This is a genomic window from Streptomyces kurssanovii, assembly GCF_040677245.1.
Classification (GTDB): Bacteria; Actinomycetota; Actinomycetes; order Streptomycetales; family Streptomycetaceae; genus Streptomyces; species Streptomyces kurssanovii.
The window spans coordinates 17635-29385 of sequence record NZ_JBFAQK010000005.1 but is presented as its reverse complement, the minus strand read 5'-3'; the positions used below and the strand labels follow the sequence as shown (position 1 = coordinate 29385).

At 72.6% G+C, this 11751-nt stretch carries 8 protein-coding genes and 1 pseudogene; 4 read left to right on the top strand and 5 right to left on the bottom strand.

Annotation, left to right across the window (positions count from 1 at the left end; genetic code table 11):
* Positions 1-120: 120 nt before the first annotated feature.
* Together AB0K36_RS06070 and AB0K36_RS06065 are read right to left on the bottom strand one after the other, a co-directional pair.
* Positions 121-1293 carry an AI-2E family transporter gene (locus tag AB0K36_RS06070; RefSeq protein WP_364589270.1) on the bottom strand — a complete coding sequence of 391 codons (1173 nt, stop codon included), beginning with the start codon at positions 1291-1293 and terminating at the stop codon, positions 121-123.
* Positions 1294-1628: 335 nt separating this feature from the next.
* Complete coding sequence (locus AB0K36_RS06065; protein WP_189474616.1) at positions 1629-1823, bottom strand: DUF3046 domain-containing protein; 195 nt, start codon at positions 1821-1823, stop codon at positions 1629-1631.
* A gap of 79 nt (positions 1824-1902) precedes the next feature.
* Here AB0K36_RS06065 and AB0K36_RS06060 point away from each other — a divergent pair, with 79 nt between their 5' ends.
* The gene (locus AB0K36_RS06060; RefSeq protein ID WP_364588940.1) at positions 1903-2838 is read left to right on the top strand and encodes a hypothetical protein; all 936 of its coding nucleotides are present in this window, start codon (positions 1903-1905) and stop codon (positions 2836-2838) included.
* A gap of 183 nt (positions 2839-3021) precedes the next feature.
* Here AB0K36_RS06060 and AB0K36_RS06055 read toward each other — a convergent pair whose 3' ends face one another.
* From AB0K36_RS06055 to AB0K36_RS06045, 3 genes are all read right to left on the bottom strand, one after another.
* On the bottom strand, positions 3022-3330 hold the full coding sequence (locus tag AB0K36_RS06055) for an AzlD domain-containing protein (protein WP_189474613.1): 309 nt from the start codon (positions 3328-3330) through the stop codon (positions 3022-3024).
* Positions 3327-4151 (bottom strand): AzlC family ABC transporter permease, encoded by an 825-nt coding sequence (locus AB0K36_RS06050; RefSeq protein WP_364589267.1) that lies wholly within the window; start codon positions 4149-4151, stop codon positions 3327-3329. The genes AB0K36_RS06055 and AB0K36_RS06050 overlap by 4 nt, the downstream gene beginning before the upstream one ends.
* Positions 4152-4342: 191 nt before the next feature.
* Positions 4343-5188: a helix-turn-helix transcriptional regulator gene (locus AB0K36_RS06045; protein ID WP_364588937.1), complete on the bottom strand. Its 846-nt coding sequence runs from the start codon at positions 5186-5188 to the stop codon at positions 4343-4345.
* 92 nt (positions 5189-5280) lie between these two features.
* Here AB0K36_RS06045 and AB0K36_RS06040 point away from each other — a divergent pair, with 92 nt between their 5' ends.
* From AB0K36_RS06040 to AB0K36_RS06030, 3 genes and pseudogenes are all read left to right on the top strand, one after another.
* Positions 5281-9918, top strand: coding sequence for an ATP-dependent helicase (locus tag AB0K36_RS06040; RefSeq protein WP_364588934.1), 4638 nt, complete (start codon positions 5281-5283; stop codon positions 9916-9918).
* Between the two features lie 45 nt (positions 9919-9963).
* Entirely contained in the window at positions 9964-10767 is an 804-nt protein-coding gene (locus AB0K36_RS06035; protein WP_364588932.1) for an Fpg/Nei family DNA glycosylase, read from the top strand.
* A gap of 78 nt (positions 10768-10845) precedes the next feature.
* A pseudogene (locus AB0K36_RS06030) lies at positions 10846-11606 on the top strand (SDR family NAD(P)-dependent oxidoreductase).
* The last annotated feature ends 145 nt before the right edge of the window (positions 11607-11751 follow it).

Sequence of the window (11751 nt, the reverse complement as noted above, 5' to 3'; positions counted from 1 at the left end):
CGAGGGCCGGAATCCCATAAGAATGGATGTTCGATTTTACTGTCAAGCTCACCACGCGGGGCCGGAATCACGTGCGATCCGGCCCCGCACCGGGGCCGGGCGGCCCCTCGTCGGACGGGCTCAGGATCCGGGGCCTGCCTGCGGGGGGACCCCACCGGGTGAGCCCTCGGCTGTGGACGGAGCCTGCCGGCCGTTCCCCAACGCGCTGCGCACCCGCGCCAGCCGGCCTCCGCCGTGCCTGCTGTGGGCGTGGACCCGCGGGTCGTCCGTCACCGCGTACCGCTTCACGTACGCCCCGAGGAAGGCCTGGAGGGTGGCGACCGCCGGGATCGCGATCAGCGCGCCGACCGCGCCCAGCAGGGCGGTACCCGCCACGACCGAGCCGAAGGCCACCGCCGGGTGGATGTCCACCGTCCTGGCGGTGAGCTTCGGCTGCAGCACGTAGTTCTCGAACTGCTGGTAGATCACGACGAAGCCGAGGACCCACAAGGCGTACCAAGGATCGATCGTGAACGCGATCAGCATCGGCAGCGCGCCCGCCAGGTACGTGCCGATGGTCGGGATGAACTGCGAGACCAGGCCGACCCAGACCGCGAGGGCCGGGGCGTACGGCACCCCGAGGATCTCGAGCAGGATGTAGTGCGCCGCTCCGGAGATCAGCGCCATCAGTCCGCGTGAATAGAGGTAGCCGCCGGTCTTGTCGACCGCGATCTCCCAGGCCCGCAGGACCTCCGTCTGCTTGGCGGGGGGCAGTACGGAGCACAGCGCGCGGCGAAGCCGGGGCCCGTCGGCCGCGAAGTAGAACGAGAACAGGAAGATCGTCAGCAGTTTGAACAGGCCGCCGAGCACGGTCGCCGAGACGTCCAGCACACCGGTGGCGCTGTTCTGGACGTACTTCCTCAGCCAGTCGGAACGCAGCAGGCTGTCCTGGACCTCCACCCGGGACAGTTCCGTCTGGAAGGTGCTGTTGATCCAGCGGATGACCGAGTCGAGGTACTGAGGAAAGTCCTCGACCATCTCGACGATCTGGCCGGCCAGCATCGAGCCGAGCAGGACGACGAATCCCACCCCCGCGACGAGCACCGCGAAGAAGACCAGGAAGGTCGCGAGGCCCCGGCGCATGCCGCGGGCAGCCATCCGCCCCACCGCGGGTTCGATCGCGAGCGCCAGGAAGAAGGCGATCAGAATGTTGATCAAGAGGCCGATGAGCTGGTGGAAGGCCCAGCTGCCGAGCTGGAAGCAGGCGTAGAGCGCCAGCGCGAGAATCAGTGCGCGCGGCAGCCAGCGAGGCATCCGGCCCGAACCGCCGCTGCCGGCGTCGGCCCCGGAGGGCGGGGACGCCGGCGGTGCCGTGGGCGCCGTGGTGCCCTGTGCGGGGATCCCCGCCGCGGCTTCGTCCGACGCGACCGCGTCCGGCGCGGTCCTCTCGTCAGCGGTCATGTCGTCAGCGGTCCGTCCTGTGCGGGGGCGTGTGCGGTCCGGCCGGTGCGGCCTCGTCCTGTACAGGTTCGTTTCCGTACGGGCTCGCCTCCGCGGCCCCGCCTCGTGCTGTCGTGTGCGTCCTGTCGTTCCTGGCCATCGGCTCAGTGTGGCTCACCGGGACGACCGCGAGCTGCCCGCCCGGTGTCTCACCGCTTGTCCGCGGGAATGTCCATGGCGGCGCAGACGGCGCGCCACACGTCCTTCGCCTCCCAGCCGGCGGCCAGAGCCTCATGGACCGTGCGGCCGCCGAGCTCGGCCATCACGTGGTCCCGTGCGAAGGATTCCGCATACGCCGCTCCGAAGTGGTCGGCCATGCGTTCCCAGAAAATCGTCAACCGCATGCCCTCAGTATCCCGCTCCTGAGAGTGCAGCCCTGTCCGTCCGCCTTGCTGAAAGCCCTTTCCGCTCTACCGTCGGGACATGGCTGGAAACGGAGCAACCATCGACCCCTCCCCCGCGTCCGCGCTCGCACGCGCCGAGCGCTTCATCTGGCTGACGGCCCGGGTACTCGAGCAGCGGCGGTTCGCCTACCACTTTCTCGCCGGCGGCTCCGACCCGGTCGAGACGGCACTGACCGCGTACCTCAACGAGGACGGCGGCTACGGCCACGCCCTCGAGCCCGACCTGCGCGGCCCGCTCAGCCAGCCCCTGCACACGGCGCACGCCCTGCGGGTCCTGGACTCCATCGGCCGCTGCGGCGGGCTCCGGGTGGAGCGGATGTGCCGCTACTTCACCGAGGTGTCCACACGGGACGGGGCACTGCCGGCCGTCCACCCGTCCCAGCGCGCCTACCCGGCCGCCCCGTTCCTGCCGATCGTCGACGACCCCCCGAGCGAGCTGCTCGCGACGGGGCCGGTGGTCGGTCTGCTGCACCGCAATCAGGTGTGGCACGCATGGCTGTTCCGGGCCACGGACTTCTGCTGGTCGGCGGTCGACACGATCGAGAAGTCGCATCCTTACGAGATCCAGGCGGCGATCGCCTTCCTGGACGGCGTACCGGACAGCACGCGCGCACAGGCCGCGGCGGACCGGCTCGGCGGTCTCGTGCGCGAACAGCGGCTCGTCGCGCTGGACCCGGACCGGCTCGACCAGCAGCCGGTGGCCCCCGGCTACGCCCCGGGCGAGCACCATTTCGCCTACGACTACGCCCGCAGGCCCGATTCCCTCGCCCGTCGCTGGTTCACGGACGAGGAGATGAACCGGGCCCTGGAGCACCTCGCGGCCGGGCAGCAGCAGGACGGCGGGTGGCCCATCACCTGGCAGGAGTGGGCCCCGGGCACCTCTCTGGAGTCGCGGCCGATCGTGACGATCGAGGCGCTGCGGACCCTGCGGGCGCACGGCCACCCCATCGAGTGAAGCGGGTGCCGGTGCGCTGACCGACAGGCCACGTAGTACCTACGGCCGGCGTTCATGGCCGGCGTTCATGGCCGGCGTTCCGCCGCGCAGAGGGCCTGGCCGGCGTTCCGCCGCGCAGAGGACCTGGCCTGCGTCGCGGCCGCGCGGAGCCCGGGCACCGGCGCGTTCCAGCCGCTGGACGCATCAGCCTCCCAGCGCCCGCACACCCGCCGTCACAGCCACCGCGACTCCTACCACCACCAGGAACGGGGCGCGCAGCAGCAACGCCAGCGCCGCCGCGCCGACTCCTGCGGCCCGTGCGTCGAGGACCAGCGACTGCCCCGTGCTGAACGTCTGCTGCGCGGTCAGTGCGGCCAGCAGGGCGACGGGCAGCAGGGCCGCCAGCCGCTGCACGAGCGGCCGTTCCAGAGTGTCGGCCGGCACCAGCAGGCCGACGAGTTTCACGAGGTAGCAGCCGACCGCCGTCGCACCGATCGCGATCCAGATGCTCACTGTTCCCGCTCCTTCCGCTGAACCTTCTTCGTCCTGCCCAGGCCGTCACGGCCCGCACCGTCGCGGGTCGAGCCTTCTCGGCCCGCACCGTCACGGGTCGAGCCGCCACCACTCACGCCGTCGCCGATCGCGCGCCCCTTGAGCCACAGCACCGCGGGAGCGGCCACTGCCGCCACGAGCACCGGCACCCCGGCGGGCAGCACCGGCAGGAAGCCGAGGCCGAGGAGGACCGCGAGCCCGGCCACCGCGCGTTCTGTGGCGGTCCGCAGCATCGGCGCGAGCAGCGCGAGGAAGACGGCCGGGCCCGCCGCGTCGATCCCCCACGCGTCGGTGTCGCCGATGGCTTCCGCCCCGAGCGCCCCGAGGAGCGTGGTCAGGTTCCACAGCACGTAGAGCGTCAGGCCCGTGACGGTGAAGCCGAGCCGCGCACTGCGCCTCGTCGGCTGGGCGAGAGCGACGGCGGTGGTCTCGTCGATGACCCAGTGCGCGGCGAGAGGCCGTACGAAGCGGGGCAGCGCGAGCAGTTGTGACAGCCGCAGCCCGTAGAAGGCGTTGCGTACGCCGAGGAAGAAGGCTCCCGCCGCGGCGGCGAGAGGATTGCCGCCGGCCGCGATCGCGCCCACGAGCGCGAACTGCGAGGCCCCGGTGAACACGAGCAGGCTGAGCACGCAGGTCTGCAGAAGGGTCAGGCCGGAGCCTGCCGAGGTCACACCGAAGGCGAAGCCGGAGAGGCCGACGGCTATGCCGACGCCGAGCGCGTCTCTGACGACGGCCGAGTCGGGCTTCGGTTCCCCGGGCGCGGAAGGCGCGTCCCCAGGCACGGGTCCGGGTCGCGGCCCGGCCGCGTCCCCGCGTCCGGGCGTGGGTCCCTCGCCGCGCGCCGCGAGCGCCGTGGCCGGCGCGGCGGTCGCGTAGGCCTCCCCGGCCGGTATGTCTGGTCGAGCTGTCTGTTCTGCCACGACAGGGACGTTACGCAGGGCTCCCGCCTGCGGTCTTGTACGTTCTTGCGCGCCTACGCCCTCGTCCGCTCCCGGCGGTACGCACCCGGGGGGACGCCGACGATCCGGGTGAAGTGGCGGTTCAGGTGCGGCTGGTCGGTGAAACCGACCGCGACGGCCGCCTCGGACGGGGTCGTGCCGGCGTCCAGGAGGAGACGGGCACGCCGGACGCGCGCGTCCGTGAGCCAGGTGTGCGGCGGCAGCCCGTAGGCGGCCTTGAAGGCACGGAGCAGTGCGAAGGGCCCGACCCCGACCTCCTGCGCCAGTTCCTCGAGCGACGGCGGGTCGGCCATCCGCGCCTCGAGGAGTTGCTTCGCGGCGGCCGCCGTCCGCGCACCCGCCGCCAAAGGCTTACGCACCGGCAGCGAGCGCCCGTGGCGGCGCAGCAGTGTGGCGACGGTGACGCGCAGGACACTGTCGGCGGCGAGGGCGTTGCCCGCCTCGGCCGCCCGGTGCACCTCGTGCACCAGCCTGGCGGTGTTCGGGTCCTCGACGATCGTCTCCGCGAAGCCTGCCGTCCCTCGCAGGGTCGTCGTCTCCTCGGCGATCGTGGCGACGAGCTGCGACGAGGGGTAGAGCGTGGAGTACACCCAGCCTTCGGGCACCCCCGCCTTCGCCGAGTGCGGCACCTCGGGGTTGATCATGACGACCGTGCCGGGCCTCGCCCGCACCGTGCCCTCGGGCAGGAAGACGTCCTCGATGCCACGGCGGACGGCGCCCACGACGAATCCCTCATGACTGTGCCGGGAGAAGGAATGGCGCACGTAGCGGGCCTGCAGCAGATCGAGACCGGGCACGCCCGGGTACTGCCAGTGCCGTGCCCACTCGCCCTCCCTCTCCGGCGCGGCTTCCTCTTCCATAGAGCCCATTCTGCTCCCGCGACCCCTCCGGCGGCCCGGCCGGTCCATGTCCTGGACAGGCGTTGTCAGTGGTCGGGTGCACGATGGTGGGCATGGCCAGGACTGCGCTCGACTCCTTCTCCCCCGCGACCCGAGGCTGGTTCTCGGGGGCGTTCAACGCGCCCACCGCCGCGCAGGAGGGGGCGTGGAAGGCCATCGGCGAGGGCTCGGACGTGCTGGTCGTGGCGCCCACGGGATCCGGCAAGACGCTGGCCGCGTTCCTCGCCGCCCTTGACCGGCTCGCGTCCACGCCGCCACCGGCGGAGGCGAAGAAGCGCTGTCGCGTGCTGTACGTGTCACCCCTGAAGGCTCTGGCGGTCGACGTGGAGCGCAACCTCCGCAGCCCGCTGACCGGGATCAGGCAGGAGTCGGTCCGGCTCGGGCTGCCGGAGCCGGAGGTGCGGGTCGGGATCCGTTCGGGCGACACGCCCCCCGCGGAGCGCAGGTCGCTGGTCACCCGGCCGCCTGACATCCTGATCACCACCCCCGAGTCGCTCTTCCTGATGCTCACCTCGTCCGCGCGGGAGGCGCTGTCGGGCGTGGAGACGGTGATCCTCGACGAGGTCCACGCCGTGGCGGGGACCAAGAGGGGCGCCCATCTCGCCGTGTCCTTGGAGCGCCTCGACGAGCTGCTGCCCCGCCCGGCCCGCCGGATCGGCCTTTCGGCCACGGTCCGGCCGGTGGACGAGGTGGCCCGCTATCTGTCGCCGCAGCGCCGGGTGGAGATCGTCCAGCCGGTGTCCGGCAAGGAGTTCGACCTCTCCGTGGTCGTCCCGGTGGAGGACCTGGGCGAGCTCGGAGGCTCGCCCGCCTCCGACAGCGGCGACGGCGTCGCAGAGAAGCCGTCGATCTGGCCGCATGTCGAGGAGCGCATCGCCGATCTCGTCCAGGCCCACCGTTCCACGATCGTCTTCGCCAACTCCCGCCGTCTTGCCGAGCGGCTGTGCAACCGCCTCAACGAGATCGCGTACGAACGGGCCACGGGCGCGCCCATGCCGGAGGACGGGCCGCCGGCGGAGATCATGGCGCAGTCCGGGGCTGCCCGGGGCGCCCCGCCGCTGCTCGCCCGCGCTCACCACGGTTCGGTGTCCAAGGAGCAGCGGGCCCTCGTCGAGGAGGACCTGAAGGCGGGCCGGCTGCCCGCGGTCGTCGCCACGTCGAGCCTGGAACTGGGCATCGACATGGGTGCGGTGGACCTGGTCGTCCAGGTCGAGTCCCCGCCGTCCGTGGCCTCCGGTCTCCAGCGCGTCGGCCGGGCGGGCCACCAGGTCGGCGCGGTCTCCACGGGCGTGGTCTTCCCCAAGTACCGGGGCGATCTGGTGCAGGCGGCGGTGGTCACCGAGCGCATGCGCAGCGGCTCCATCGAGTCGTTGCGCATCCCGTCGAACCCTCTGGACGTGCTGGCCCAGCAGCTCGTCGCGATGGTCGCCCTGGACAGCTGGCAGTCCGACGATCTGCTGGCGCTGGTCCGTCGGGCCGCGCCGTTCGCCTCACTGCCCGAGTCGGCCTTCACCGCCGTTCTCGACATGCTCGCCGGCCGTTATCCCTCCGACGCGTTCGCCGAGTTGCGCCCGCGCGTGGTCTGGGACCGGGTCGCGGGGACGGTCACCGGCCGTCCCGGGGCGCAGCGCCTCGCCGTCACCTCCGGAGGCACGATCCCGGACCGCGGCCTCTTCGGCGTCTTCCTCGCCGGCGCCGACCCCAAGAAGGGCGGCGGCCGCGTCGGTGAGCTCGATGAGGAGATGGTCTACGAGTCCCGCGTCGGCGACGTGTTCACGCTGGGCACCACGTCATGGCGGATCGAGGACATCACCCGCGACCGGGTGCTGGTCTCCCCCGCCCCCGGGGTGCCCGGGCGGCTCCCGTTCTGGAAGGGCGACCAGCTGGGCCGGCCGCTGGAGCTCGGCCGGGCCGTCGGCGCTTTCCTGCGGGAGGTCGGCGGTCTCACCCCTGAGGACGGCCGGCTGCGCCTGCTGGCCGCCGGTCTGGACGCCTGGGCCGCGGACAATGTGCTGGCCTACCTCGACGAGCAGCGCCGGGCCTGCGGCCATGTCCCTGACGACCGGACGATCCTGGTGGAGCGGTTCCGGGACGAGCTGGGCGACTGGCGGGTCGTGATCCATTCCCCGTTCGGCGCCCAGGTCCACGCGCCGTGGGCACTGGCGCTGGGCGCCCGTCTCGCCGAGCGCTACGGCATGGACGCGCAGGTGATGCACGCCGACGACGGCATCGTGCTGCGCCTGCCGGACGCCGACCTGATGGGGCTCGACCTGCTCGACCAGGACCCGGTGCAGCTGGACGCCTCACCGGACGGGGCGTACGACAGCGAGCAGGCGCCCGTCGGCGCCGGCGACGCCGTCTTCGACAAAGGCGAGATCAGTCAGATCGTGACGGACCAGGTCGGCGGATCCGCCCTGTTCGCCTCCCGGTTCCGCGAGTGCGCCGCCCGCGCGCTGCTGCTGCCGCGCCGCAGTCCCGGCAAGCGCACCCCGCTGTGGCAGCAGCGGCAGCGCGCCGCCCAGCTGTTGCAGGTCGCCAGTGAGTTCGGTTCGTTCCCGATCGTCCTGGAGGCGGTCCGCGAGTGCCTCCAGGACGTCTTCGACGTCCCCGGGCTCACCGAACTGATGGGCGATATCGAGTCCCGCCGCGTCCGTCTGGTCGAGGTCACCACCCCCGAGCCCTCCCCCTTCGCCCGCTCCCTGCTGTTCGGCTACGTCGCCCAGTTCCTGTACGAGGGGGACTCGCCGCTCGCCGAGCGCCGGGCCGCCGCCCTGTCCCTGGACTCCCGGCTGCTGTCCGAGCTGCTCGGCCAGGCGGAGCTGAGGGAACTGCTGGACGCCGACGTGCTCACCGAGCTGGAGCGGGAGCTGCAGTGGCTGACGGAGGAACGGCGGATCAAGGACGTGGAGGGGGTGGCCGACCTGCTGCGCGTCCTCGGTCCGCTGACGGAGGCGGAGCTCGTCGAGCGCGGCAGCGATCCCGCCTGGCCGCAGGAGCTCGCCGCGTCCCGTCGCGCCATCCGCGTCCGCATCGCCGGCGCGGAGCACTGGGCGGCGGTCGAGGACGCGGGGCGGCTGCGCGACGCGTTGGGCACGGCGCTGCCCGTGGGCGTCCCTGAGGCCTTCACCGAGCCCGTCAAGGATCCGTTCGGTGACCTCCTCGCCCGCTTCGCCCGCACCCACGGTCCCTTCACCTCCGCCCAGGCCGCCGCCCGCTTCGGCCTCGGCGCGGCGGTCACCGACGGCGGACTCCAGCGCCTGGCCGCGAGCGGCAGGGTCGTACAGGGCGAGTTCCACCCCTCCGGCATCGGCCAGGAGTGGTGCGACGCGGGCGTGCTGCGCCGGCTGCGCAGGCGTTCCCTGGCCGCGCTCCGGCACGAGCTGGAGCCGGTGCCGCCCGCCGCGCTGGCCTCCTTCCTGCCCCAGTGGCAGCACCTGGGGAGCAGCAGCCTGCGCGGCATCGACGGCCTCGCCCGCGCCATCGAGCAACTGCAAGGCGCCTCCGTGCCGGCCTCCGCCCTGGAGAAGCTGGTCCTCCCTTCCCGCGTCTCCCACTACAGCAGCACCCTCCTGGACGAACTGACCACGAGCGGCGAGGTGTTGTGGGCCGGTGCCGGCGCTCTGCCGGGCAAGGACGGGTGGGTCTCGCTCTATCTGGCCGACGCGGCTCCACTGCTGCTGCCCCCGCCGCACCCGCTGGAGCTGACGGCTCTGCACGAATCGGTGCTCACCGCTCTCTCCGGTGGGTACGGCCTGTTCTTCCGCCAGATCGCCGACCAGGTCCGCGCGACCACGCATCCCGACGCCACCGACCCGCAACTGGCCGACGTCGTGTGGGATCTCGCCTGGTCCGGCCGGCTCACCAACGACACGCTCGCACCGTTGCGGGCCATGCTCGGCTCCGGTCGCACGGCGGGCTCCACGGCCCACCGCGCCAGGCGGACGGTCCCGCGTGGCCGCTACGGAAGCCTGACCGCAGCGGCGCGTCCCGCCTCCCGTACCGGTCCTCCCACGGTGAGCGGCCGCTGGTCGCTGCTGCCGTCCCTCGAACAGGATCCGACCCACCGGGCGCACGCCCTGGCCCGGACCCTGCTGGACCGCCATGGTGTGGTGACGCGTGGCGCCGTGGCGGCCGAGGGCGTGGAGGGCGGCTTCTCCGCCGTGTACCGCGTCCTGTCTGCCTTCGAGGACAGCGGACAGGCGCGCCGTGGCTACGTCGTCGAAGGGCTGGGCGCCGCCCAGTTCGCGATGGACGGCGCGGTCGACCGCCTGCGAGCGGCTTCCTCCGCGCGGGACCGTGCCGAGGGACAGGCCGCGCCCCGCGCGGTGGTGCTGGCCGCTGCCGACCCCGCGAACGCCTACGGGGCGGCGCTGCCCTGGCCGGAGCCGCCGGAGGGGGCCGGCCACAAGCCGGGCCGGAAAGCGGGCTCGCTGGTGGTCCTGGTCGACGGGGAGCTGACGCTGTACATGGAGCGCGGTGGCAAGACGCTGCTCGCCTGGGCCACCGACCCGGATGCGCCGGCGCTGCAGGCGGCGGCCGGCGCGCTCGCCGCCGCGGCTCGCGAAGGCGCCCTCGGCACGGTCACGGTGGAGCGCGCCAACGGAGCGCCGGCCCTGACGGCACCGCTGGCCCGCGCCTTGGAGAGCGCCGGATTCCATGCCACCCCACGGGGGCTGCGCCTGCGCCCCTGACCGCCCCGGCACCCGCCCGGCCCGCCCGTCGCGCATCATGGGTCCATGCCCGAAGGAGACACCGTCTGGCTGACCGCCCACCATCTGCACGAGGCGCTGGCCGGCCAGGTCGTGACCCGTTCCGACCTCCGTGTCCCACGCTTCGCCACGGCGGACCTGACCGGCCGGACCGTCCTGGACGTGACCCCGCGCGGCAAGCATCTCCTCACCCGGTTCGAGGGCGGGCTGACCCTGCACTCTCACCTCGGCATGGAGGGCTCATGGCGGGTGTACGACGTGAGTGCGCGCTGGAGCGGCGGCCCGTCGCACCAGATCCGCGCGATCCTGGGAAACGAGGCCCGTACCGCCGTCGGATATCGCCTCCCCGTCGTCGAGCTGCTCCGTACCGTGGAAGAGGAGGAGGCCGTCGGCCATCTCGGGCCCGACCTCCTCGGCCCGGACTGGGATCCCGAGCGAGCCGTGGCGAACCTGCTCGTCGACCCCCTCCGGCCGCTCGGGGAGGCCCTCCTGGACCAGCGCAACCTCGCCGGGATCGGCAATGTCTACAAGTCGGAGCTGGCCTTCCTGGCCCGTGTCACACCTTGGCTGCCGGTCGGTGAACTACAAACCGGCATTCCCGAGCGGCTGGTGGCCACCGCGCAACGGCTCCTCGAGGCCAACAAACGGCGCTTCGACCGGCGCACCATGACCAGCGGCCGCAATCCGTCCCAGAAGCTGTACGTGTACGGACGCGAGGGCCGCCCCTGCCCGCGCTGCGGTACGTCCGTGCGCAAGGCCGACCAGGGTGAGGCGGGCCGTGAGCGTCCGACCTACTGGTGCCCGCGCTGTCAGACCGGCCCCACGCCCTGACGACCGCACCGCTCCTCCGCAAGAAGAGCCAGGCGCACATAGTTGACGGACCGTCAGATCAGGCCGTACGTTCCCCGCATGGCCCTCACGGCGTACGACCTCACCGGCCGCACCGCATTCGTCACCGGAGCGGCAGGCGGGATCGGTCGCGCCTGCGCCGTACTGCTCGCCGAGGCGGGAGCGGTCGTCCACTGCGCCGACCTGGACGGGCACGGCCTCGCCGGGACCCGCTCCCTGATCGAAACCGCCGGAGGCAAGGCCCACACGCACACCCTGGACGTCACCGACCGCACAGCCCTCGAGGCGGCGGTCGCGAGTGCGGTCCACCTTGACGTCATGGCCGCCGTCGCCGGGATCATGCACACGAGTCCGGTCCTCGAGACCCGGGAGGAGGACCTGGACCGCGTCATGGCCGTCAATTTCAAAGGGTGCTGTACGCCTGCCGGGCGGCGGCCCGCGCCATGATCCCGGCGGGCGGCGGCTCCATCGTCACGATGGCCTCCGGCGCGGTGGACGCGGCCAACGCCGGCCTGCTCTGCTACAGCGCGTCCAAGGCCGCCGTCGTCCAGCTCACCAGGACGCTGGCGACCGAACTCGGCCCGCACGGGATCCGCGTGAACGCGGTCGCCCCGGGCTGGGTCCGCACACCGATGACGGACCGTCACGAAGCCGACCTGCAGCACAGGACAGAGACGGCGATGGCACGGTTGTCACCCCTCGGCCGCGTGGGCGAACCCGCGGACATCGCCCACACGGTTCTTCATCTCGCTTGCGACGCCTCGTCGTTCACGACGGGTCAGATATGCCGTCCGAACGGGGGCGTCGTGATGCCCTGGTAGTCCGGCGGGCCGCCGTCGCATGGACCGGGAGCAGACTGAGGCCCCAACCACTCGCGGCCACCGCCCCTTCGACGACGCCGGAGTGCTCCGGGACCAGGGCGAGCCGAAGCACGGCCCACCACCACAAGCCGCCGACGACGAGTCC